The 24,224-nt window shown below is 62.7% G+C and carries 22 protein-coding genes; 13 read left to right on the top strand and 9 right to left on the bottom strand.

Features of this window, described 5'->3' with window-relative positions:
- Window positions 1-89 precede the first annotated feature (89 nt).
- From thrC to AC07VS_RS03280, 3 genes are all read right to left on the bottom strand, one after another.
- Complete coding sequence (thrC, locus tag AC07VS_RS03290) at window positions 90-1,520, bottom strand: threonine synthase (RefSeq protein ID WP_494656374.1); 1,431 nt, start codon at window positions 1,518-1,520, stop codon at window positions 90-92.
- Window positions 1,521-1,640: 120 nt separating this feature from the next.
- On the bottom strand, window positions 1,641-2,963 hold the full coding sequence (locus AC07VS_RS03285; protein ID WP_494656373.1) for a homoserine dehydrogenase: 1,323 nt from the start codon (window positions 2,961-2,963) through the stop codon (window positions 1,641-1,643).
- 42 nt (window positions 2,964-3,005) lie between these two features.
- The gene (locus AC07VS_RS03280) at window positions 3,006-4,238 is read right to left on the bottom strand and encodes a pyridoxal phosphate-dependent aminotransferase (protein WP_019574981.1); all 1,233 of its coding nucleotides are present in this window, start codon (window positions 4,236-4,238) and stop codon (window positions 3,006-3,008) included.
- Window positions 4,239-4,362: 124 nt separating this feature from the next.
- Here AC07VS_RS03280 and AC07VS_RS03275 point away from each other — a divergent pair, with 124 nt between their 5' ends.
- The 3 genes from AC07VS_RS03275 (at window position 4,363) to AC07VS_RS03265 (ending at window position 7,339) form a co-directional block, all read left to right on the top strand.
- A complete protein-coding gene (locus AC07VS_RS03275; RefSeq protein WP_492346829.1) occupies window positions 4,363-4,752 on the top strand; it encodes an Mth938-like domain-containing protein in 390 nt (129 codons plus the stop codon).
- A 120-nt stretch (window positions 4,753-4,872) separates the two neighbouring features.
- Window positions 4,873-5,358 carry a peroxiredoxin gene (locus tag AC07VS_RS03270; protein ID WP_027475765.1) on the top strand — a complete coding sequence of 162 codons (486 nt, stop codon included), beginning with the start codon at window positions 4,873-4,875 and terminating at the stop codon, window positions 5,356-5,358.
- Between the two features lie 187 nt (window positions 5,359-5,545).
- A complete protein-coding gene (locus AC07VS_RS03265; RefSeq protein WP_494750215.1) occupies window positions 5,546-7,339 on the top strand; it encodes a PhoH family protein in 1,794 nt (597 codons plus the stop codon).
- 96 nt (window positions 7,340-7,435) lie between these two features.
- On the opposite strand, the gene AC07VS_RS03260 is transcribed toward AC07VS_RS03265, so the two are convergent.
- From AC07VS_RS03260 to rpsF, 6 genes are all read right to left on the bottom strand, one after another.
- Entirely contained in the window at window positions 7,436-8,356 is a 921-nt protein-coding gene (locus tag AC07VS_RS03260) for an alpha/beta hydrolase (protein WP_494750214.1), read from the bottom strand.
- A gap of 19 nt (window positions 8,357-8,375) precedes the next feature.
- Complete coding sequence (gene dnaB / locus AC07VS_RS03255) at window positions 8,376-9,866, bottom strand: replicative DNA helicase (RefSeq protein ID WP_492346826.1); 1,491 nt, start codon at window positions 9,864-9,866, stop codon at window positions 8,376-8,378.
- 178 nt (window positions 9,867-10,044) lie between these two features.
- Window positions 10,045-10,497 carry a 50S ribosomal protein L9 gene (gene rplI / locus AC07VS_RS03250; protein WP_019574987.1) on the bottom strand — a complete coding sequence of 151 codons (453 nt, stop codon included), beginning with the start codon at window positions 10,495-10,497 and terminating at the stop codon, window positions 10,045-10,047.
- 11 nt (window positions 10,498-10,508) lie between these two features.
- Window positions 10,509-10,790 carry a 30S ribosomal protein S18 gene (gene rpsR, locus AC07VS_RS03245; RefSeq protein WP_011794373.1) on the bottom strand — a complete coding sequence of 94 codons (282 nt, stop codon included), beginning with the start codon at window positions 10,788-10,790 and terminating at the stop codon, window positions 10,509-10,511.
- Between the two features lie 16 nt (window positions 10,791-10,806).
- Window positions 10,807-11,094 carry a primosomal replication protein N gene (gene priB, locus AC07VS_RS03240; RefSeq protein WP_019574988.1) on the bottom strand — a complete coding sequence of 96 codons (288 nt, stop codon included), beginning with the start codon at window positions 11,092-11,094 and terminating at the stop codon, window positions 10,807-10,809.
- Between the two features lie 38 nt (window positions 11,095-11,132).
- Window positions 11,133-11,507: a 30S ribosomal protein S6 gene (rpsF, locus tag AC07VS_RS03235; RefSeq protein WP_019574989.1), complete on the bottom strand. Its 375-nt coding sequence runs from the start codon at window positions 11,505-11,507 to the stop codon at window positions 11,133-11,135.
- Between the two features lie 214 nt (window positions 11,508-11,721).
- Between rpsF and grpE the strand changes: the two genes are divergently transcribed.
- The 10 genes from grpE to AC07VS_RS03185 all read left to right on the top strand — a co-directional run bounded on the left by grpE (window position 11,722) and on the right by AC07VS_RS03185 (window position 24,210).
- On the top strand, window positions 11,722-12,282 hold the full coding sequence (grpE, locus tag AC07VS_RS03230) for a nucleotide exchange factor GrpE (RefSeq protein ID WP_492346825.1): 561 nt from the start codon (window positions 11,722-11,724) through the stop codon (window positions 12,280-12,282).
- A gap of 126 nt (window positions 12,283-12,408) precedes the next feature.
- On the top strand, window positions 12,409-14,364 hold the full coding sequence (dnaK, locus tag AC07VS_RS03225; protein ID WP_492346824.1) for a molecular chaperone DnaK: 1,956 nt from the start codon (window positions 12,409-12,411) through the stop codon (window positions 14,362-14,364).
- An 87-nt stretch (window positions 14,365-14,451) separates the two neighbouring features.
- On the top strand, window positions 14,452-15,585 hold the full coding sequence (gene dnaJ, locus AC07VS_RS03220; protein WP_492346823.1) for a molecular chaperone DnaJ: 1,134 nt from the start codon (window positions 14,452-14,454) through the stop codon (window positions 15,583-15,585).
- A gap of 203 nt (window positions 15,586-15,788) precedes the next feature.
- On the top strand, window positions 15,789-16,778 hold the full coding sequence (locus AC07VS_RS03215) for a LysR family transcriptional regulator (protein ID WP_494750213.1): 990 nt from the start codon (window positions 15,789-15,791) through the stop codon (window positions 16,776-16,778).
- Window positions 16,779-16,811: 33 nt separating this feature from the next.
- On the top strand, window positions 16,812-18,233 hold the full coding sequence (leuC, locus tag AC07VS_RS03210) for a 3-isopropylmalate dehydratase large subunit (RefSeq protein ID WP_492346821.1): 1,422 nt from the start codon (window positions 16,812-16,814) through the stop codon (window positions 18,231-18,233).
- A 20-nt stretch (window positions 18,234-18,253) separates the two neighbouring features.
- A complete protein-coding gene (locus AC07VS_RS03205; RefSeq protein ID WP_019574995.1) occupies window positions 18,254-18,382 on the top strand; it encodes an entericidin A/B family lipoprotein in 129 nt (42 codons plus the stop codon).
- Between the two features lie 21 nt (window positions 18,383-18,403).
- Window positions 18,404-19,054 carry a 3-isopropylmalate dehydratase small subunit gene (leuD, locus tag AC07VS_RS03200; protein WP_492346820.1) on the top strand — a complete coding sequence of 217 codons (651 nt, stop codon included), beginning with the start codon at window positions 18,404-18,406 and terminating at the stop codon, window positions 19,052-19,054.
- A gap of 61 nt (window positions 19,055-19,115) precedes the next feature.
- Window positions 19,116-20,204, top strand: coding sequence for a 3-isopropylmalate dehydrogenase (gene leuB / locus AC07VS_RS03195; RefSeq protein ID WP_027475758.1), 1,089 nt, complete (start codon window positions 19,116-19,118; stop codon window positions 20,202-20,204).
- An 81-nt stretch (window positions 20,205-20,285) separates the two neighbouring features.
- Window positions 20,286-21,422 carry an aspartate-semialdehyde dehydrogenase gene (gene asd, locus AC07VS_RS03190; RefSeq protein ID WP_492346819.1) on the top strand — a complete coding sequence of 379 codons (1,137 nt, stop codon included), beginning with the start codon at window positions 20,286-20,288 and terminating at the stop codon, window positions 21,420-21,422.
- Between the two features lie 196 nt (window positions 21,423-21,618).
- Window positions 21,619-24,210: a motility hub landmark protein FimV gene (locus AC07VS_RS03185; protein WP_494750212.1), complete on the top strand. Its 2,592-nt coding sequence runs from the start codon at window positions 21,619-21,621 to the stop codon at window positions 24,208-24,210.
- Window positions 24,211-24,224: the final 14 nt, after the last annotated feature.

The raw sequence follows: 24,224 nt of genomic DNA, 5'->3' as shown, positions 1-24,224 counted from the left end.
GGTGTCAGATGGCAAAAAGCCAGCGCGGGGCGCTGGCTTCAAGCTTCAGCGCCAAAGCGCAGGGATCGCAGCCGCCACAGCGTCTGCGATCAGTCGCAATGGCGTTCGATGTAAGCCTTGACCACCGCGACATCGGCCGGGATCACCTGAACCTTCTTGGGCAGTTGTTCGATGCCTTCGAAGCGGGCCGGGCGCTCGGGCTCATGGCCCAGGGCTTCGGCGATGGTGGCGGCAAACTTGATCGGCAAAGCGGTCTCGAGCACGATCATCGGCACCGACGGGTCTCCGCGCTGCTCCAGGGCCACTTTCACCCCATCGGCAGTGTGGGTGTCGATGGTGACGCCATGGCGCTGGAAGTTGTCGCGAATGGTGGCCAAGCGATCGGCATGGGTGCTGCGGCCACTGACAAAGCCATAGCGGCTGGCCGCCTGGGCGAACAAGGGGTCGGCGCTGAGGTCAAAACGGCCCTGGCTGGACAGCTGGGCACCGAACAGATCCTGAGTGCGAGCGGCGTCGCGGCCCAACAGGTCGAATACGAAACGCTCGAAATTGCTGGCCTTGGAGATGTCCATCGAGGGGCTGGACGTCTCATGCGTGTCGGCGCTGCCGCGCACGCGGTAGATGCCGGTGCGGAAGAACTCGTCGAGCACGTCGTTCTCGTTGGTGGCCACCACCAGCCGGTCGATCGGCAGGCCCATCATGCGCGCCACGTGGCCGGCACAGACGTTGCCGAAGTTGCCCGAAGGCACAGTGAAGCTCACCTTTTGCTGGTTCGATTCGGTGGCCTGCACGTAACCGGCAAAGTAGTAGACCACCTGGGCCAGCAAACGCGCCCAGTTGATCGAGTTGACCGTGCCGATCTTGTACTGGCGCTTGAAGGCCAGGTCGTTGGAGACGGCCTTGACGATGTCCTGGCAGTCGTCAAAAACGCCTTCGACCGCCAGGTTGTGGATGTTGTCGTCCTGCAGGCTGAACATCTGGGCCTGCTGGAAGGGGCTCATGCGACCGTTCGGGCTGGTCATGAAGACGCGCACGCCCTTCTTGCCGCGCATGGCGTACTCGGCCGCACTGCCGGTGTCACCCGAGGTGGCGCCCAGGATGTTGAGTTCTTCACCACGGCGGGCCAGTTCGTACTCGAACAGGTTGCCCAGCAATTGCATGGCCATGTCCTTGAAGGCCAGCGTGGGGCCATTGGACAGGGCTTCGAGCCACAAACCATCTTCGAGGTGGCGCAGGGGCACGATCTCGCCGGTGCCGAACACCTCGGCGGTGTAGGTCTTGTGGCACAGGGCGCGCAGGTCGGCTGCCGGGATGTCGTCGATGTACAGCGACAGGATCTCGAAGGCCAGTTCGGCATAGCCCTGCTGGTGGTAGACCTGGCGCCAGCGCGTCAAGGTGGCGTCATCTACCTGGGGGTAGTGCTCGGGCAGGTAGAGCCCGCCATCGGGCGCCAGGCCCTCCAGCAGGATTTCACAAAAGCGCTTGCGGTCGGCGTGACCTCGTGTGCTCAGGTACTTCACGTTTAGTTCCTGTTCCAACAATTCAAGGGCAACCCGCCGGTGCTCACCGGTCAGACTGCCATTTTGACGCGATCGCCACCCGAATCAATGGGTGGCCGAACACGACAGGCGGCTGAGCCCTCAGGCCAGCTCTTCCTTGCGGATGCGGGTGATGGGGGCCAGCACGGTGGGCAGGCCCTGCATTTCAGCCATCGCGGCATTCATGATGCCTTCGCGGGTGTCGTGGGTCAGGATGATCAGATCGGTCTGGGTCGAACCCTCGCCGCCGACCTCGTCGGCCTCGCGCTGCAGCACCGCATCGATGCTGATGCCGGCCGTGGCCAGGATGCCGGTCACCCGGGCCAGCACGCCGGCCTCGTCAGACACACGCAGGCGCAGGTAGTAGCTGGTGACGACCTCGCTCATGGGCAGCACCGGCACGTCGCTCATGGCATCGGGCTGGAAGGCCAGATGGGGCACGCGCTGGGCAGCATCGGCCGTGTGCAGGCGGGTGATGTCGACCAGGTCGGCAATCACGGCACTGGCGGTGGGCTCGGAGCCCGCGCCCTTGCCGTAGTACAGCGTGGTGCCCACGGCATCGCCCTGCACCATCACGGCGTTCATGGCGCCTTCGACGTTGGCGATCAGGCGCTTGGCCGGCACCAGGCTGGGGTGCACGCGCAGCTCGATGCCGTTGGCAGCGCGCTTGGTGATGCCCAGCAGCTTGATGCGGTAGCCGAGTTGCTCAGCGTAGCGGATGTCGGCGGCCGAGAGGCGGGTGATGCCTTCGACATAGGCCTTGTCGAACTGCACCGGGATGCCGAAAGCGATGGCGCTCATCAGCGTGGCCTTGTGGGCCGCATCGACGCCTTCGATGTCGAAGGTCGGATCGGCTTCGGCATAGCCCAGGCGCTGGGCCTCCTTGAGCACCACTTCAAAGTCCAGGCCCTTGTCACGCATTTCGGACAGGATGAAGTTGGTGGTGCCGTTGATGATGCCGGCGATCCACTGGATGGCGTTGGCAGTCAGGCCTTCACGCAGCGCCTTGATGATGGGGATGCCCCCCGCCACAGCGGCCTCGAAGGCCACCATCACGCCCTTGGCCGAAGCCGCAGCGAAAATCTCGGTGCCATGCACGGCCAGCAGGGCCTTGTTGGCCGTGACCACGTGCTTGCCGGCGGCAATGGCTTCGAGCACCAGAGCCTTGGCCACGCCATAGCCGCCGATGAGTTCGATCACGATGTCGATTTCTGGGTTGGCAATCACGGCGCGGGCGTCATTGACGACCTGCACCTGCTCACCCACCACGGCGCGCGCTCGCTCGACGTCCAGATCGGCCACCATGGTGATCTCGATGCCACGGCCCGCACGGCGGCGGATTTCTTCCTGGTTGCGTTGCAGCACGTGGAAGGTGCCACTGCCAACGGTGCCAATGCCCAGCAGGCCAACTTTGATCGGGTTCATAGCGAGACGGTTTGAAGTTTTGAAACAGACAGATAGAAAGGCTCAGACCACCACGCTGCTGCGCTTGCGGTACTGCTCCAGGAAACGGGCGATGCGGCCGATGGCCTCGCGCAGGTCGTCCTCATGGGGCAGGAACACGATGCGGAAGTGGTCGGTGTCCGGCCAGTTGAAGCCGGTGCCCTGCACCAGCATCACCCGGGTCTCTTCCAGCAATTCGAGGAAGAACTGCTGGTCGTCCTTGATCGGGTAGACCGCCGGGTCCAGGCGCGGGAACATGTACAGCGCCGCCGTGGGCTTGACGCAGCTGACGCCCGGGATGGCCGTGATCAGCTCATAGGCCAGGTCGCGCTGGCGGCGCAGCCGGCCCCCTTCGCAGACCAGGTCATTGATGCTCTGGTAGCCACCGAGCGCGGTCTGGATGGCCCACTGGCCGGGCACGTTGGAGCACAGGCGCATGTTCGAGAGCATGTTCAGGCCCTCGATGTAGTCCTTGGCAGGCTTTTTGTCGCCCGACACCACCATCCAGCCGGCCCGGTAGCCGCAGCTGCGGTAGCTCTTGGACAGCGAATTGAAGGTGAGGGTCAGCACATCTTCGCTGAGCGAGCCGATGGCGGTGTGCTTGACATCGTCGTACAGCACCTTGTCGTAGACCTCATCGGCAAAAATCACCAGGCCGTGCTCGCGGGCAATCACCACGATGGCCTTGAGCAGGTCGTCGGAGTACAGGGCGCCAGTCGGGTTGTTGGGATTGATCACCACGATGCCCTTGGTGCGCGAGGTGATCTTGCTGCGGATGTCATCCAAGTCAGGCATCCAGCCGTTGGCCTCGTCACAGCGGTAGTGCACCGGGGTGCCGCCCGACAGGCTGGCCGCCGCCGTCCACAAAGGGTAGTCGGGCGAAGGCAGCAGCACCTCGTCACCGTTGTCGAGCAGGGCATTGGTGGCCATCACGATGAGCTCGCTGGCGCCGTTGCCAAGGTAGATGTCGTCAAGCGTGACACCCTTGATGCCTTGCTGCTGGGTGTAGTGCATCACCGCCTTGCGAGCGGCAAAAATACCCTTGCTGTCCGAATAGCCTGCCGAATTGGGCAGGTTGCGGATCATGTCCTGCTGGATTTCCTCGGGCGAGTCAAAACCAAATACCGCCAGATTGCCAATATTGAGCTTGATGATCTTCTGGCCTTCGTCTTCCATTTGACGCGCTCGGTCCATGATGGGACCGCGGATGTCATAGCAGACGTTGGCAAGCTTGGCAGATTTCTGGACAGTTTTCATGGTGACGGGAAAGCCCCCTCCTGGGTAAGTCGTCAGAAGCGAAACCTATAATTTGACCACAGTTCTGCACCGCAGCCTGCAGCGCGCCCCACAGTCGCGCCTCTTCGCCCCAACACAGTGCCCCATGAAGCTGCAACCCGACCAATTCGACGTTCAATCCATCACCGCTTACGGCGAGGGCTGGGTGGCCATCAACGGCGAGAAACACGCCGGCAGCCTCATCATCAGCGCTCAGGGGCAGCGCCTGAACTGGCCCGTGAGCCGCTTCGAAGACCTGACCGAAGATCATTTCGAGCAATTGGCCGCCATTGATTGCGAACTGATCGTATTTGGCAGTGGCCGACGCAACCGTTTTCCGCCGGCGGCCTGGCTGAAGGCACTGATGGCCCGCCGCATCGGGCTGGAAACCATGGACACCCAGGCCGCCTGCCGCACCTACAACATCCTGGCGCAAGAGGGCCGCAAGGTGGCGGCAGCACTGTTGATCGAGGGCAACGAGCCCGCGCAACCCTGAGTCGACCGATTTAGAGGTAAAATCTTGGGTTGCGGATGGAGCGGGCAATCAAAAGAGAGGTGCAATGCCTCCGGACCCAGCCCATCTTAGGTCACACCTGTCACACGAGATTGAAGTTCTATGGCGATCGTTGTCAACAAGTCCATCCCTGAATTCGAAGCGAACGCCACGGGTGGGATCAAGGTGTCGAACTCTTCCCACCTGGGCCAGATCCTGGTGCTGTACTTCTACCCGAAGGACAACACCCCGGGCTGCACCACCGAAGCGATGCAGTTCCGCGACAAATACAAGGATTTCGTGAAGGCCGGCGCCACCGTGTTCGGTGTGTCGCGCGACAACATGAAATCGCACGATGAGTTCAAGCTCAAGCTGGAACTGCCCTTCGAGTTGATCGCTGATACCGAAGAAAAAATGTGCCACATGTTCGGCGTGGTCAAGAACAAGATCATGTACGGCAAGAAGGTCAAGGGCATCGAACGCAGCACCTTCCTGATTGGCGAAGACGGCATTCTCAAAGAAGAATGGCGCGGCCTCAAGGTGCCGGGTCACGTGGACGAAGTTCTGAAGTCGGTCAAGGAACTCAAAGCCCTCAAAAAGGCCGCCTGAGAACCCTCAGCCCGATCCCGGGAGGGCTTGTCGAGTCATGCATAATGGCTCGCATATGTTGCTGGTTTCGCACCGCCACCCTCCTCCGCAAAAGCCGCTCAGGTCTCCTGGCGGCTTTTTTGCTTCCTGCACCAATCCGTGCACTCGCATTCCCACTTTCAGTGCTTTTTCTGGAGACTGACCTTCCATGCCCCTGCCTCCCGCCCCATCGAAGAAAGCCACCATCCTGCCCACCAGCGCCTACGCCAACCCCGGCGAGGACAAAGCGCGCAAGGCCGGATCACGCGGCCGCGCGGCCGATTCAGCCCACCCCGAGGCCAAGGGTGAGGCACCCGAGGCCCTGCTGGCCATCCCCGCTGCACCAGCCGCCCCCGCACCGGTCAAGACCCCCAGCCGACGCAAGACTGCCTCCACCCAGGTATCGGCCCTTCTGAGCCCCCCGGCAGCAGCCCCCGCCGTCACCAAATCGATTCCCAGCACCCCGACAGCCGCCCCCATCGCCGTCACACCGGTGGCAGCCGAGGCGCCGGCCGTCGCAGCACGCAGCCGCAAGGCGCGGCATACCGGGCCGACCAAGCTCTTCGTGCTCGACACCAATGTGCTGATGCACGACCCGATGTGCCTGTTCCGCTTTGAGGAACACGACATCTTCCTGCCGATGATCGTGCTGGAAGAACTCGACAGCCACAAAAAGGGCATGACCGAAGTGGCTCGCAACGCGCGCCAGACCAGCCGCTCACTCGATGCGCTGGCCGCCGCCCAAGGAGCCGACATCACGGCCGGCTTGAAACTGGACACCACCGGCCACCGCGAAGCCGGTGGCAAGCTTTTCTTCCAGACCCGGCCACTGAACTACACACTGCCCACCAGCCTGCCCCAGGGCAAGGCCGACAACCAGATCCTGGGTGTGGTGGAGGCGCTGCGCCACCTGCACAGCCCACAAGGCCAGGAGGGCCAACCCACACGCGAAGTGGTGCTGGTGTCCAAAGACATCAACATGCGCGTGAAAGCCCGCGCCCTGGGCCTGACCGCCGAGGACTACCAGAACGACAAGACGCTGGAGGACGGCGACCTGCTGTACTCCGGCGCCATGGCATTGCCTGCCGACTTCTGGGCCAAGAATGGCAAATCGGTCGAGAGCTGGCAAAGCGGCTCGCACACCTACTACCGCATTGCGGGCCCCATCGTGCCCAATCTGCTGATCAACCAGTTCGTGTTTTTCGAAGCCCCGGGTGAGCCCAGCCTGTATGCCCGAGTGACCGAGATCCGCGGCAAGACCGCGGTGCTGCAGACCCTGAAGGACTTTGCCCACGCCAAGAACGCCGTGTGGGGCGTGACGACGCGCAACCGCGAACAGAACTTCGCGATGAACCTCCTGACCGATCCTGAGATCGATTTCGTGACCCTGGCAGGCACCGCCGGTACCGGCAAGACCCTGATGGCACTGGCCGCAGGCCTGACCCAGGTGCTGGATGACCGCCGGTACACCGAGATCATCATGACCCGCGCCACCGTGAGCGTGGGTGAGGACATCGGCTTTCTGCCGGGCACCGAGGAAGAAAAAATGGGTCCCTGGATGGGGGCCCTCGACGACAACCTCGAATTTCTGGCCAAGGGTGACGGCGGCAATGCGGGCGAATGGGGCCGCGCCGCCACCAATGAGTTGATCCGCAGCCGCATCAAGATCAAGAGCATGAACTTCATGCGCGGACGCACCTTCCTGAACAAGTACGTGATCATCGACGAGGCACAGAACCTGACGCCCAAGCAGATGAAAACACTGATCACGCGGGCCGGCCCGGGCACCAAGATCATCTGCATGGGCAACCTGGCCCAGATCGACACACCGTACCTGACCGAAGGCTCGTCCGGACTCACCTTTGCCGTCGACAAGTTCAAGGGCTGGCCGCACAGCGGGCACATCACCCTGGCACGTGGCGAGCGATCACGCCTGGCTGATTTTGCGAGCGAAGTGCTCTGACAACGCGTTGAACGGACCGGCCAGCGGCCGGCCAACCCCAGTCAAACGCCCGGCATGCCCGGGCGTTTTGCATTTCAAGGCACCAGAATCACTGGATCACGGCCAAGGCAGCAGCCCCTTGGCAAAGAAAGCCCCCACCTCGGCACGCAGGGGATCGCCGCCCAGGCGCTCGTAATCCACGTGGTCGGCATCGGGAATCACACGCCAGATGCGGGGCTGGCCCGCAGCCTCGAACACGGCCCTGGCCACCTCCAGGGGCACGTGGTGATCACGGTCACCCACCACCACCATCACGGGCCTGGGGGCCAGGCTCGCGATCCGGGCCAGAGGATTGACCTGCTCCAACCGCACACCCGCCCGGGCAAAGTCGCGCAAAACCCAGCGTGCCTGCCAACCGCCACCCAGCATGCGCGAAAGCTCCTCCGACAAACCCGTCCAAACCGCCTTCAAGACGACGGCTCGCACCCGCTGATCACGCGCGGCCGCCAACGCCACGGTAGAGGCCCCAATGGAGAAACCCTCCGCACCCAGCCGGCCAGGATCGACATCGGGGCGTTGCTGCAGAAAATCGAGGGCGCCGATCACATCCTCTTGCTCACGATCACCCCAGGTCTGCAGGTCACCGCCACTTTCGCCAGCGGCCCGGTTGTCGTACAGCAGCACACCAAACCCCAGCCTGGCCAGCGACTCAGCTTCGTCCAGCAGCCACAGGCGATTCTCGGCCGCGCCGTGCACCAACACCACCGCCGCGCGATTGCGCGAGGGCACATACCAGCCCTGCAGAGTGACGCCATCGGCACTGCGAAAAGCCACCGATTCGAGCCCCGGCAAGCGGCGCCGGGCATCGGCCTGCGCCTGTGCGCTGATGGGTCGACGCTCTGGATGCAGCAGATGCCGCATCAGTTCGTCGTGCCGCCAGACAAGCAGGGCCACCAACAGCAGCAGCCCCCCCAGCAAGGCCCACAACACCACACCCAAGGGATGCCGGCTCAGCCACGCCCATGTGCTTGAGATCATGCAGAAACAGGAGGCCTGCTCAGAAATCGTCGGCAGAGCCGCGGGCCAGGCTTTCAAACCGGGTCTGCGACTTGTGGAAATACAGCTTCACCGTGCCGGTCGGGCCGTTACGCTGCTTGCCGATGATGACCTCGGCCATGTTCTGGTCCTTGCTTTCCTTGTTGTAGTAATCGTCACGGTAGATGAACATGATGATGTCCGCATCCTGCTCGATGGCGCCGGATTCACGCAAGTCACTCATCATGGGACGCTTGTCGGTGCGCTGCTCCACGCTTCGGTTCAGCTGCGAAAGCGCGATCACCGGGCACTGCAACTCCTTGGCCAGCATCTTCAGGCCACGGGAGATTTCGCCCAGCTCGGTGGCACGGTTGTCGGCACTGGCCGCCGAGCCGGAGCCACTCATGAGCTGCAGGTAGTCGACCACGATCAAGCCCATCTTGCCGCACTGGCGCGCCAACCGGCGCGAGTTGGCCCGCAGCTCGCTGGGCGACAGGCCTGGCGTCTCGTCAATGTGCAGCGACACCGTGCGCAGACGCTCGATGGCCTCGGTCAGACGCGGCCACTCATCATCAGTGAGCTTGCCGGTGCGCAGGTTGCCCTGGTTGATGCGGCCAATGGAACCCACAATACGCACCGCCAGCTGAGCGGCCCCCATTTCCATGGAGAACACCGCCACCGGCAGACCTTCGTTCAAGGCCACGTGCTCGGCAATGTTGATGGCAAAAGCCGTTTTACCCATCGAGGGACGGGCCGCCAGCACGACCAGGTCACCGGCCTGCAGACCCGAGGTCATGCGATCCAGGTCATAGAAGCCCGTGGGCACACCGGTGATGTCATTGGTGTTGTCGGCCATCTCCTGGACGCGGTCCAGCAGGTCAACCACCAGTGAATCCATGGACTGGAAGCCCTGCTTGTTGCGCGAACCTTCTTCCGAAATCTTGAAGATCTTCTGCTCTGCTTCGTCCAGAATCTTGTCGACGGCGCGCCCCTGCGGATTGAACGCCACGGTGGCGATCTCATCACTGGCCGTGACCAGCTTGCGCAGGATCGAGCGCTCGCGAACGATCTCGCCATAACGGCGGATGTTGCTGGCACTGGGCACATACTGGGCCAGTGAATTCAGGTAACCAAGCCCCCCCACCTCTTCGGCTTTGCCCAGGTTCTGCAGGCTTTCATAGACCGTGATCACGTCGGCAGGCTTGCCTGAGTTGATCAGCGAGCTGAGCACCCCGAATACGACACGGTGCTCATAGCGGTAGAAGTCACCTTCGCTCACCACGTCGGCGACACGATCCCAGGCACTGTTGTCCAACAGCAAGCCCCCGAGCACGCTGGACTCGGCCTCGATCGAATGCGGCGGCACGCGCAGCTTGGCCACCTCACGGTCCACCGTGCGCTCAATCGCGTGCTGCGCCGGCGCCGACTCAAGTGGCGGCGGCATCTCGATTCCGACAGGAAGATGGAAATCAGGCTCGAAATCAGAGTCGACAGGCGGAAAAATGGCAGACATGGGTTTCCTTGGCAGCCTTAAATCGTAAGCGTTTCAACGCCTTCCGTCAGCCCCAGGGCTGGGGATAAGCTGTGCATGATGAGGGGAAATCAAGGGGATAAACGCACTTCGACCCTGGCGACTTCCCCAAAAGAAAAGCCGCCCGAAGGCGGCTTGACAGAAGCAGTGGCTTCGGTGATCAGGCGGTTTCGCCGTACACGGAAACATTCACTTCAACGACCACATCAGTGTGCAGGGCAACGCTGATGGTGCTGTCGCCAACCACCTTCAGGGGGCCGTTGGGCAGACGGATCTGAGCCTTGACCACTTGGTAGCCTTGCTTGATCAGTTCTTCAGCGATGTCGTGGTTGGTGACGGAACCGAACAGACGGCCATCAACGCCAGCCTTCTGGGTGACCTTGACGGTCGTACCAGCCAGCTTTTCGCCTTGGGCTTGGGCTTCGGCCAGCTTGGCGGCTGCGGCCTTTTCCAGCTCAGCGCGCTTGGCTTCGAACTCAGCCTTGGCAGCTTCGGTAGCACGGCGAGCGCGGCCCGACGGGATCAGGAAGTTGCGGGCGTAGCCGTCCTTGACCTTGACGATTTCGCCGAGGTTACCCAGGTTCACAACCTTTTCGAGCAGGATGATTTGCATGGTTGTTCTCCTTAGATCTTGTGCTGGTCGCTGTAAGGCACCAGAGCCAGGAAGCGGGCGCGCTTGATGGCAGTGTTCAGCTGACGCTGATAGATGGCGCGCGTGCCGGTCAGGCGAGCGGGGATGATCTTGCCGTTTTCAGCGATGAAGTCACGCAGGGTGTCGACATCCTTGTAGTCGATTTCTTCGACGCCAGCGACGGTGAAGCGGCAGAAGCGCTTGCGCTTGAACAGCAGGGACTGGGTGTTGCGCTTCGGGCGCTTATCTTTGTTGAACTTCTTGAACGTGGCCATGTTGGCCTCCTGAAATTTAATCTTGCTGGAATTCCTGGATGTGAAAAACGACGGTCTTGACGTTGCGCGGTGTGGCCAGAAATCCGGAGAATTTCCAGACCGAGCCGAGGGCCTGCTTGGCAAGCCGTTCGGCGTTACTACCGAGCGCAACAGCCCTGATGGCCACCTGCACCTTGCGCTTCTGCCCAGCTTCTTCAACCTCCGACTCGGATTCGAGCCGCAGGTCAATGGCGGGCAGACCGGCAGGTGTGAATCGCATCGGCTTGGCCTCAACGATCACGGCGGTCAGAGCGACGTGGTTCACTTCCCCTTTGAATCAGTCAAACGAACTGGACGCAGGCCTTAGTTGTTGGCAGCGGCGAATTCAGCTTGCTGGGCCTTGCGGGCCTCTTCACGCTCGACGGTCTTCATCATCGAAGACGGGCCGGTATCAGCCTTCTTCTTGACGACGGTCAGGTGACGCAGCACGGCATCGTTGAACTTGAACGCGTGTTCCAGTTCAGCCATCACAGCCTGATCGGCTTCGATGTTGACGCACAGATAGTGGGCCTTGGCCAGCTTGTTGATCAGGTACGCCAGTTGACGACGGCCCCAGTCTTCCACGCGGTGGATCTTGCCGCCGCCGGCGGTGATCATGCCCTTGTAGCGCTCCAGCATGGCCGGAACCTGTTCGCTCTGATCCGGGTGAATCAGCAAAACGATTTCATAATGACGCATTGAGTACTCCTTACGGGTGAAGCCGTCCGCTGCGTCTGTAGCAGTACGGCAAGGCAAAGCCCACGAGTATAGCGCCACTGATTCTCAAAACACAAGCGCCCATCGCTTTTTTGGCTGAGACGAATCCAGTGGACAATCCACGCCTTGAAAAGTTCAACAGCGGCCCCATCTGCCGCGACATCCTCTTTTCGTCAACTTATCGACCCGAATCCGAATGTCTGAAAACCAAGAACACCAGAATCAGGCCATGCCAGGCGGCCCGATGAGCCCCGAAGAGCAAGAAGCCGCCCAGGCTGCCAACGACGTCGAGGCGCTGGCCCAGGCGCAGGCCGAGCTGGCAGCCCTCAAGGCCAAGAGCGCGGACCTCGCCGACCAGTTCCTGCGCGCCAAGGCCGAGGCCGAAAACGCCCGTCGCCGTGCCGAGGAAGAAATCGCCAAGGCCCGCAAGTTCGGCATCGAGAGCTTCGCCGAAAGCCTGCTACCCGTGTGCGACAGCCTGGAAGCCGGCTTGGCCATCAAGGATGCCAAGCCCGAACAGATCCGCGAAGGCGCAGAAGCCACCTTGCGTCAACTGACCGCCGCACTCGAGCGCAACAAGGTGCTGGCCATTGCACCGGCAGCAGGCAGCAAATTCGACCCGCACCAGCACCAGGCCATCAGCATGGTGCCCGCCGACCAAGAAGCCAACACGGTGGTGAGCGTGCTGCAAAAAGGCTACCTGATTGCCGAGCGCGTGCTGCGCCCGGCCCTGGTGACGGTGGCCGCGCCCAAATAAATTTTCAGTTCTGGAAGCCGCCGGGGCTTGAAACCCCAAAAGTTATCCACAACTCATCAACAAGACGAACCAAACAACACACGCTGGCAAATCGCCCGGCGTGCAATCGAAATACAGGAGTAAATCATGGGAAAAATCATCGGTATTGACTTGGGCACCACCAACAGCTGCGTGTCCATCATGGAAGGCAACACCACCAAGGTGATCGAGAACTCGGAGGGTGCACGCACCACCCCGTCGATCGTGGCTTACCAGGAAGATGGCGAAGTGCTGGTGGGCGCCTCGGCCAAGCGCCAGGCCGTGACCAACCCCAAGAACACGCTGTATGCCATCAAGCGCCTGATTGGCCGCAAGTTCACCGAAAAAGAAGTGCAGAAGGACATCAACCTGATGCCCTACTCCATCGTGGCCGCCGACAACGGCGACGCCTGGGTGGAAGTGCGCGGCAAGCGCCTTTCGGCTCAGCAGGTGTCGGCAGACATTCTGCGCAAGATGAAAAAGACCGCCGAAGACTACCTCGGCGAAGAAGTCACCGAAGCCGTGATCACGGTGCCCGCCTACTTCAATGACGCCCAGCGCCAGGCCACCAAGGACGCTGGCCGCATCGCCGGCCTGGAAGTGAAGCGCATCATCAACGAGCCCACCGCCGCCGCGCTGGCATTTGGCCTGGACAAGACCGACAAGGGCGACCGCAAGATCGCCGTGTATGACCTGGGTGGTGGCACGTTTGACGTGTCCATCATCGAAATTGCCGACGTTGATGGCGAAAAGCAGTTCGAAGTGCTGTCCACCAACGGCGACACCTTCCTGGGTGGCGAAGACTTTGACCAACGCATCATCGACTACATCATCACCGAGTTCAAGAAGGAACAAGGCGTCGATCTGTCCAAGGACGTGCTGGCCCTGCAACGCCTGAAGGAAGCCGCCGAAAAGGCCAAGATCGAGCTGTCCTCATCGGCCGCCACCGACCTGAACCTGCCCTACATCACCGCTGACGCCTCGGGCCCCAAGCACCTGAACATCAAGCTGACCCGCGCCAAGCTGGAGCAGTTGGTGGAAGAGCTGATCGAGCGCACCATCGCTCCGTGCCGCACCGCCATCAAGGATGCCGGCGTGACGGTGGGTGAGATCCACGACGTGATCCTGGTCGGCGGCATGACCCGCATGCCCAAGGTGCAGGAAAAGGTGAAAGAGTTCTTCGGCAAGGATCCGCGCAAGGACGTGAACCCCGACGAAGCCGTGGCCGTGGGTGCTGCCATTCAGGGCCAGGTGCTGTCGGGCGACCGCAAGGACGTGCTGCTGCTGGACGTGACCCCGCTGTCCCTGGGCATTGAAACCCTGGGCGGTGTCATGACCAAGATGATCAACAAGAACACCACCATCCCGACCAAGTTTGCGCAGACCTTCTCCACCGCCGACGACAACCAGCCGGCCGTGACCATCAAGGTGTTCCAGGGCGAACGCGAAATGGCCTCGGGCAACAAGCTGCTTGGCGAATTCAACCTCGAAGGCATCCCGCCCGCACCGCGCGGCCTGCCCCAGATCGAAGTGTCGTTCGACATTGATGCCAACGGCATCCTGCACGTGGGCGCCAAGGACAAGGGCACGGGCAAGGAAAACAAGATCACCATCAAGGCCAACTCGGGTCTGTCCGAAGAGGAAATCCAGAAGATGGTGAAGGATGCGGAGCTGAACGCCGCCGAAGACAAGAAGAAGCTCGAAATCGTGCAAGCCCGCAACCAGGGTGAAGCGACCGTGCACAGCGTGAAGAAGAGCCTGACCGACTACGGTGACAAGCTCGAAGCTGGCGAGAAGGAAAAGATCGAAGCCGCCATCAAGGACCTGGAAGAGGCCCTGAAGGGTGAAGACAAGGCGGCCATCGAAGAAAAGAGCAACGCGCTGATGACCGCCAGCCAGAAGCTGGGCGAGAAGATGTACGCCGACATGCAAGCCGAGCAAGCTGCCCAGCAGGCCGCCGCCGGCGGTGCAGCAGGTGCCGGCGCCGCTGGCACGGAATCTGCCTCCAAGCCCGCTGACGACAACGTGGTGGACGCTGAAGTCAAGGAAGTGAAGAAGGGCTGATCCCCGGCTACGGCCACTTCGCCCGCCGCGCCGGACCCAGGCCTGGGACCTGCGCGGCGTTTGTGTTGAATACGGCTCGGAAAACCAATGGCTAAACGAGACTATTACGAAGTCCTGGGTGTCGGCAAGACTGCCTCGGATGAAGAAATCAAGAAGGCTTATCGCAAGTTGGCGATGAAGCATCACCCTGACCGCAATCAGGGCGATGCGGCCAAGGCTGCCGAGGAGAAATTCAAGGAAGCCAAGGAAGCCTATGAAATGCTCAGCGACCCGCAAAAGCGGGCCGCCTATGACCAGCACGGCCACGCCGGCGTGGACCCGAACATGCGCGGCCCCGGTGGCGCCGAAGGCTTTGGCGGCTTTGCCGAGGCCTTTGGTGACATCTTTGGCGACATGTTCGGCCAGCAGCGTGGTGGCCGTGCGGGCGGGCGCCAGGTCTACCGCGGCAGCGACCTCAGCTATGCCATGGAGGTCACTCTCGAAGAGGCGGCCCGTGGCAAGGATGCGCAGATCCGCATCCCGAGCTGGGACACCTGCGACACCTGCCACGGCTCCGGCGCCAAGCCCGGCACCAGCGCCAAGACCTGCGGCACCTGCAACGGTCAGGGCAGCGTGCAGATGCGCCAGGGCTTCTTCAGCGTGCAACAGACCTGCCCCACCTGCCGCGGCAGCGGCAAGGTGATCCCCGAGCCCTGCACCGCGTGCCATGGCCAGGGCAAGATCAAGAAGCAGAAGACGCTGGAAGTGAAAATCCCGGCCGGCATCGACGATGGCATGCGCATCCGCAGCGTCGGCAATGGCGAGCCCGGCACCAATGGCGGGCCACCGGGCGACCTGTACATCGAAATCCGCCTCAAGAAGCACGACATCTTCGAGCGCGACGGAGATGACCTGCACTGCTCCGTTCCGGTCAGCTTCATCACCGCCGCCCTGGGTGGCGAGATCGAAGTGCCCACACTGCAAGGCAAGGCTGCCATTGACATCCCTGAAGGCACCCAGGCGGGCAAGCAGTTCCGTTTGCGTGGCAAGGGTATCAAGGGCGTGCGCTCCAGCTACCCTGGCGACCTGTACTGCCACATCGCGGTCGAAACGCCGGTCAAGCTCACCGAGTACCAGCGCAAGCTGCTGCGCGAACTGGAAGAATCGCTGAAGAAGGGGGGCGGCAAGCACTCCCCCAGCGGCGACAGCTGGACCGACCGACTGAAGAATTTCTTCAGCTGATCCCAGCCCCCCCCCCCCCCCCCCCAAAGCCCGAGCCCGCTTCAAAGCGGGCTTTTTTTCGCCTGAATCCGGGAGCACGGCCTGCCCCCAGGCGAACCCAGCTCCCACTCTCAACGACGGAAGCCATCGCCGATAGAGATGCCAAGACCCTAGAATAGCCACGAAAATACTCATCGCATCTCAATCCGAGATGAAAACACCCCATGAAAAGCTCCGAGCGCAACTTTGCCCGCCGAATCGACCTGACCTCGCTGCAGCTGTTTGTGGCTGTCTGCGAGCTGGGCAGCATTGGCAAAGCCGCAGAGCGTGAATTCATCGCCGCCTCGGCCGTCAGCAAGCGCCTGAGTGACCTGGAGGCGACCGTCGACACCCAATTGCTGTACCGACACAGCCGCGGTGTGCGCCTGACCCCGGCCGGCGAGAGCCTGCTGCACCACGCCCGAACCGTCTTGTATGGATTGGAAAAGATGCAGGGCGAGTTGAGCGAATACGCCGACGGCGTGCGCGGCCATGTGCGCATCCACGCCAACATCTCGGCCATCGTTCAGTTTCTGCCCGAAGACCTGGGCGCCTTCACCCGTGAGCACGAGCAGATCAAGATCGACCTCGAAGAACACCTGAGCCCCGACGTCATGCAGGCCGTGACCGAGGGTGCTGCCGACCTGGGCATCTGCCATGTGCGCGATCAAGCCAGCACCGGTGCGCCATTGCAGACCCTGCCCTACCGGGAAGACCGCCTGGTGCTGGTGGTGCCACACCACCACCCCCTGGCCCAACAGGACAGCGCCCACTTTGCCGACGTGCTTGACCACGACATCGTGGGTCTGCACGCCAACAGCAGCATCAGCCTGGCCATGCAGCAGGCTGCCGCACGCGCAGGACGGGCACTGAAGTTGCGCATCCAGGTCACGGGGCTGGATGCCATGTACCGCATGATCGACAACGGCCTGGGCGTGGGCGTGCTGCCTGACCGGGCCTTTGCCCTGATGCAAGGCGTTGGCCAACTGCAGGCCGTGGCACTCAAAGATGACTGGGCCCACCGCGAGTTGCGCATCGTGGCCCGCGACTTCCAGGCCCTGCCGATGACCGCACGCCTGCTGGCCGACCACCTGCGCGGCAGCAGTCCGCCGCCACGGCCTCATGCCGCCAGCATCGCGGACACCGCCCTGCCCGCCGAGCCCCTGCCCGCCTAAAATCACCCTCCTCACGAAAGACCAGAGACCACCATGGGACGCACCCTTTACGACAAGATCTGGGACGAGCACGTCGTCCACACCGAAGAAGACGGCACCGCCGTGCTTTACATCGACCGCCATCTGGTGCACGAAGTGACCAGCCCGCAAGCCTTCGAAGGCCTGCGCGAGGCCGGCCGCAAGGTCTGGCGCGTGAGCTCCATCGTGGCCACCGCCGACCACAACACCCCCACCACCGGCTGGGAACTGGGCTACGACGGCATCACCGACCCGATCAGCAAAGAGCAGATCACCACCCTGGACACCAACATCAAGGAATTCGGCGCTGCCGCCTTCTTCCCCTTCATGTCCAAGCGGCAGGGCATCGTGCACGTGATCGGCCCGGAAAACGGCGCCACCCTGCCCGGCATGACCGTGGTCTGCGGTGACTCGCACACCTCCACCCATGGCGCCTTTGGCGCACTCGCCCACGGCATCGGCACCAGCGAAGTCGAACACGTGATGGCCACCCAGACGCTGCTGGCCAAGAAGGCCAAAAACCTGCTGATCAAGGTCGATGGCACCGTGGCCAAGGGCGTCACGGCCAAGGACATCGTGCTGGCCATCATCGGCAGGATCGGCACGGCCGGCGGCACCGGCTACACGATCGAATTTGCCGGCTCGGCCATCCGGGCGCTGTCCATGGAAGGCCGCATGACGGTCTGCAACATGGCCATCGAAGCCGGTGCGCGCGCCGGCCTGGTGGCGGTGGACGACAAAACCATCGAATACGTCAAGGGCCGCCCGCTGGCGCCCGCGGGTGTCGAGCTGGAGCACGCCATCACCTACTGGAAGACCCTGCACTCCGACGCCGACGCCACGTTCGACGCCGTGGTCGAGCTGGATGCCGCCCAGATCGTGCCGCAGGTCACCTGGGGCACCTCGCCCGAAATGGTGCTGGGCGTGGACGCCCGCGTGCCGGATCCCGACAAGGAAAAGGACGCCAACAAGCGTGGCGCCATCGAACGCGCCCTGACCTACATGGCGCTGGAGCCCGGCAAGCCCATCAATGACATCTTTGTCGACAAGGTGTTCATCGGCTCCTGCACCAACAGCCGCATCGAAGACATGCGCGAAGCCGCTGCCGTGGTGAAAAAGCTCGGCCAGAAAGTGGCCAAGAACATCAAGGTGGCCATGGTCGTGCCAGGTTCTGGCCTGGTGAAGGAACAGGCCGAGCGCGAAGGCCTCGACCAAATCTTCAAGGCCGCTGGCTTTGAATGGCGCGAGCCCGGCTGCTCGATGTGCCTGGCCATGAACGCCGACCGCCTCGAACCCGGCGAGCGCTGCGCCTCCACCAGCAACCGCAACTTCGAAGGCCGTCAAGGCGCCGGTGGCCGTACCCACCTGGTGAGCCCGGCCATGGCCGCCGCCGCCGCCGTGCACGGTCATTTCGTCGACATCCGTCAATTCGCCTGACCCCGAAGGAGACCCTTGCCATGAACCGCATCACCACCTTCCTGACCCTGTCCGCCCTGGTCGCCCTGATGGGCTGCAACACCGTCAAGGGCCTGGGCGAAGACGTCCAGAAAGCCGGCTCGGCGATCGAAAACGCGGCCAAGAAATAAGCCACAAGGCCCTGACTCATCATGCAAAAATTCACCGTACACAAGGGCATCGTGGCCCCGATGGACCGCGAGAACGTCGACACCGACGCGATCATCCCCAAGCAGTTCCTGAAATCGATCCGCAAGACCGGCTTCGGCCCCAACCTGTTTGACGAATGGCGCTACCTGGACCACGGCGAACCCGGCCAGGACCCCGCCAGCCGCAAGCCCAACCCTGACTTCGTGCTGAACCAGCCCCGCTTTGCCGGCGCGTCCGTGCTGCTGGCGCGCAAGAATTTCGGCTGCGGCTCCTCACGCGAACACGCCCCCTGGGCTCTGGACCAGTTCGGCTTCCGCGCCATCATTGCGCCCAGCTTTGCCGACATCTTCTTCAACAACAGCTTCAAGAATGGCCTGCTGCCCATCGTGCTGCCCGAAAGCACCGTGGCCCAACTGTTCGACGAAGTGCTGGCTTTCCCGGGCTACCAACTCACCATTGATCTGGATCGCCAGGTCATCGTGCGCCCGCAAGGCGAAGAGATCCCCTTCGAGGTCAACGCCTTCCGCAAGTACTGCCTGCTCAACGGCCTGGACGACATCGGCCTGACCCTGCGTCATGCCGACAAGATCCGGCTGTACGAGGCCGAACGCCTGGCCCAGAAGCCCTGGCTGGCCCAGACCATGGTCGGCTGACCACCTCACGTCCACTTCAACCCAGGCCGCCCCATCGGGTCGGCCTCACCTGATCCATCCCATGAAAATCGCAATCCTGCCGGGTGACGGCATTGGCACCGAAATCGTCGCCGAGGCCGTCAAGGTCCTGAATGTTCTCGACCTGAAGTTCGAAACCGAGACCGCCCTGGTCGGCGGCGCCGCCTACGAAGCCCACGGCCATCCGCTGCCCGAATCGACCCTGAAGCTGGCCAAAGAAGCCGACGCCATCCTGTTTGGTGCTGTCGGTGACTGGAAATACGACAAGCTCGACCGCCCGCTGCGCCCCGAACAAGCCATCCTGGGCCTGCGCAAGAACCTGGGCCTGTTTGCCAACTTCCGCCCCGCCATCTGCTATGAGCAGCTGGTGGGCGCCTCCAGCCTCAAGCCCGAGCTGATCGCCGGCCTGGACATCCTGATCATTCGTGAACTGACGGGTGACATCTACTTCGGCCAGCCCCGGGGCCGCCGCACCGCCGTGGATGGCCACTTCCCTGGCGCCGAAGAGGCCTTCGACACCATGCGCTACTCGCGACCTGAGGTGGAACGCATTGCCCACGTCGCCTTCCAGGCAGCCCGCAAGCGCAGCAAGCGCGTGACCAGCGTGGACAAGGCCAACGTGCTCGAGACCTTCCAGTTCTGGAAGGACATCATGATCGAAGTGGGCCAACAGTACCCCGACGTGGAACTGGACCACATGTACGTCGACAACGCCGCCATGCAACTGGTCAAGGCGCCGAAGAAATTCGACGTGGTGGTGACCGGCAACATGTTCGGCGACATCCTGTCCGACGAAGCCGCGATGCTGACCGGCTCCATCGGCATGCTGCCCTCGGCCAGCCTGAATTCGAGCAACCAGGGCCTGTACGAACCCAGCCACGGCAGTGCCCCCGACATCGCGGGCAAGGGCATTGCCAATCCTTTGGCTACAATACTGTCCGCTGCCATGATGCTCCGCTTCTCCCTCAACCAAGCCGAAGCCGCCGACCGAATCGAGTCCGCGGTGCAATCGGTGCTGGCTGCTGGCCTCAGAACCGTTGACATCTACTCGGAAGGCACCACCAAGGTCAGCACCCGCGAGATGGGTGATGCCGTGGTGGCCGCCATTACCAAGACGACCATTAAAGGCTAAGCAGTAGCCCGGTTCGTCACGCCCTCCCCGGCCCGACGAGCCGGGGTGAAGAAGATTTCATTTTTCTGAAAGGGCAATGTGATGAAGGTAGGTAATCTTGTAGGTTTGGTGGGTTGGCGCGGCATGGTCGGCTCGGTGCTGATCGACCGCATGACGGCTGAAGGCGACTTCGGCCTGATCGAACCCGTTTTCTTCTCGACGTCGAATGCCGGTGGCAAGGCCCCCGCGCAAGCCAAGAACGAAACCGTTCTGCAAGACGCCTACGACATCGCAGCCCTCAAGCGCTGCGACATCATCATCACCGCGCAAGGCGGCGACTACACCACCGAAGTCTTCCCGAAGCTGCGCGCCGCCGGCTGGAATGGCCACTGGATTGACGCCGCGTCCACCCTGCGCATGAAGGATGATGCCGTCATCATCCTGGACCCGGTGAACCTGCCCGTGATCCAGAGCGCGCTCGCCAAGGGCGGCAACAACTGGGTGGGCGGCAACTGCACGGTCAGTTGCATGCTCATGGGCGTGGGCGCACTGTACAAGGCGGGCCTGGTGGAGTGGATGTCCACCCAGACCTACCAGGCCGCATCGGGCGGCGGTGCTCAGCACATGCGTGAACTGCTGACCCAGTTCGGCACCCTGAACGCCGAAGTGCGCAACCTGCTGGATGACCCCAAGAGCGCCATCCTGGAAATCGACCGCAAGGTCATCGCCAAGCAGCGCAGCCTGAGCGACACCGAAACCGCCAACTTCGGCGTGCCCCTGGGCGGCAGCCTGATCCCCTGGATCGACAAGGACCTGGGCAACGGCGTCAGCCGCGAAGAATGGAAGGGCATGGCCGAAACCAACAAGATCCTGGGCATCGGCGAAGGCTTCAGCGCCCCCGCCATCCCGGTCGACGGTTTCTGCGTGCGCGTGGGCGCCATGCGCTGCCACAGCCAGGCCTTGACCTTCAAGCTCAAGAAGGATGTGCCGGTGGCTGACATCGAAGCCATGATCGCCGCTGACAACCCCTGGGCCAAGGTGGTTCCCAACACCCGCGAAGCCACCATCAAGGACCTGACGCCCGTGGCCGTGACCGGCACCCTGACGATTCCCGTGGGCCGCGTGCGCAAGCTCGCCATGGGACCGGAATACGTGGGCGCCTTCACCATCGGCGACCAGTTGCTGTGGGGTGCGGCGGAACCGTTGCGCCGCATGCTGCGCATCCTGCTGGACGCGTGATCATTTACAAAGGTAACTAAACGAAACCGTTCGGACGTTGTCAATTGGCAACGTCCAAACGGCTCGTTCAGCAGGCCTCAAAGCGTGCCGCGAGCTTCCAAGGCACGTCAGCTTGTCAGCATAAGGCCTTGATGCTATGGTGCTTTTTCACTATTTGAGTTCGGGACAAGTTACAAATGTTGAAAAAAGATTTGCCATGCAACCTGCTCCCGAGCACCAAGGCATGAAGAACCCCGCACGCAAGAATCGTTGGCAATGCACGGCCCTGGCAGCACTGTTGGTCTGCTCGGCAGGACTGTGGGGGGTTGAAGCCCAGGCACTGACACTGGGCAAGCTGACGGTTCAGTCGGCCCTCGGCGAACCCTTGCGCGCCGACATCGAACTGCCCGACATCACCAGCACTGAATTCGAAAGCCTCAAGGCCACCCCAGCCAACTCGTCGGCCTTCAGAGCGGCCGGCTTTGAGTACAACCCCGCCATCTCGGGCATGAACATCGACGTGGTACGCCGGGCTGACGGGCGTGCTTTTCTGCAAATCAAGAGCGACCGCGTCATCAATGACCCCTTTCTGGATCTGATTCTGGAGGCCAATTGGGCATCGGGTCGCATCGTGCGCGACTACACCCTGCTGTTTGACCCCCCAGCAGCGCGCCAGGCCGCGCCCAGCCCGATCAATCCGGCACAGGCCTCAGTGGCCAGCCCATCTGCGAGCCCATCCATCCGGTCGGCACCGCCCGTGGTGCTGGCACCCCAACCCGCACCCGCCCCGGCGGCCCCCAGTCGGCCGGTCTCACCCGCGGTGGTGGCCAAGCAGGCGCCAGCCCCAGCAGCGGCCCCCAACGGAGACACCCTGACCGTGAAGCAGGGCGACACCGCGGGACGGATTGCCGCCAGCATCAAACAGCCACAGGTCTCTCTCGATCAGATGCTGGTCGCCCTGATGCGAGCCAACCCCGAGGCCTTCCTGCGTGGCAACGTGAATCGCATCAAAGCCGGCGCTGTGCTGGCCTTGCCTGACAACGCCAGCGCCGCCTCGGTGCCAGCAGCCGAAGCCCGCCAGATCATCCAGGCGCAAAGCCGCGACTTCAATGATTTCCGTCGCAAGCTGGCAGATCAGGCCCCTCACGTGAAGGTGGCCGCAGCTGAGCGCAGTGCCAGCGGGCAGGTGCAGACCCAGGTCGAAGAAAAGAAGCCAGCCACCGCGGCCCCGGACAAACTCACCCTGTCCAAGGGTGCGCTGGAAGCGAAGAAGGCCGACGCCGCCGCAGAACAAAAGGTTGCCGAAGAAAAACAAGCCAAGGCGCAGGCCGAACGGACCGCCGAGCTGAACAAGAATCTGGCCGATCTGAACAAGGTAAGTGCCGCCGCACCAGCACCAGCACCAGCACCAGCACCAGCACCAGCACCAGCACCAGAAGCCCCATCGACCCCCGCAACACCGGCGGTCACTGCGCCATCAGTTCCTGCGCCCGCGCCCGCCGTGCCGCCCGAAGCGCCCGAAGCGCCCAAGGCGCCCCCACCCGCCCCGCCCAAACCTGCGGCGCCCCCCGTCGTGCCGGCACCCCAAGAAGAGGCCGGCCTGCTCAGCTTCCTTGGTGACGATCCGCTGATCCCTGCCGCGGGCGGCGGCATCCTGGCCCTGCTGGCAGGCCTGGTCGCCTACCGATACGTGAAGCGTCGGCGAGCCAACCACGTGGACAGCTCCTTCCTGGAGAGCAAGCTGCAGCCCGATTCGTTCTTTGGCGCCAGCGGTGGTCAACGCATTGACACCAATGATTCGACCAATGGCTCGTCGTCCATGGCCTACTCGCCCAGCCAGCTCGACGCTGGCGACGTTGACCCCGTGGCCGAAGCCGATGTGTACCTGGCCTATGGCCGGGACCTGCAAGCCGAGGAAATTCTCAAGGAAGCCCTGAAAATCAACCCAAGCCGTGTGGCGATCCACGCCAAGCTGGTTGAAATCTATGCCAAGCGGCGCGATGTGGTGGCCGTCAACGCAATGGCACTGGAGGCCTTCAAGCTCACCCAGGGCAAAGCCCCCGAATGGGACCGCATCCGCGAGCTGGGCCATGAGCTGGACCCAACCAACCCGCTGTACACCGATGGCGGCTTGCCAGAAGCACCGCCCCCCAGAGAAGGGCCCGCGTCTGTGCCGTTCTCGGCACCTACGCAGCCGCTCGGCCCAGACCTCGATCTGGACCTCGATCTGGACCTGCCACTGGACGATGTTCCCTCGCAGCCCGCACCGGCCCCGCTGCCCTCGGATGACCCGTTTGGCGACCTGAATCTGGACCTGGAACCACCACCGGCTGCCGTTCTCGAACCTGAGGAAGCGCCATTGCCAACGTCCGATGACATCAGCATCGACCTGACCGAGGAACTCGACTTTCCCAGCAGCAATGCCACCGAACCGGCGCGACTGACCCCGGTTGAGCCCGAGCTTGCGCCGGCTCCGAGTGACCCGGGCATGATTGAATTCGACCTCGATTCGCTGTCGATGGAACTTGAAAAGAGCCCTGAGCCCACCCAGGTCACTCCGCTGCCGGAGCCTCTGCCCGAGATTTCGGAGCCCGCCCCTCTGGTCGAGCCCACACTGGACTTCGAAGATGAGGATGACGAACTCGACATCCACCCCGAAGATCCCTTGGCCACCAAACTGGCACTCGCCGAAGAGTTCAACGCCATTGGCGACGCCGATGGTGCTCGCGCCCTGGTCGAGGAAGTCATTTCCGAAGCCTCCGGCGCGCTGAAGACCAAAGCCGAGCGTTTGCTCGCCCAGTTGGCTTGAAGGCGCAACCCACC

Source organism: Curvibacter sp. GW821-FHT01G03, assembly GCF_059422285.1.
Note: the sequence above shows the minus strand (reverse complement) of the source record. Positions and strands in the feature narration are given on the sequence as shown.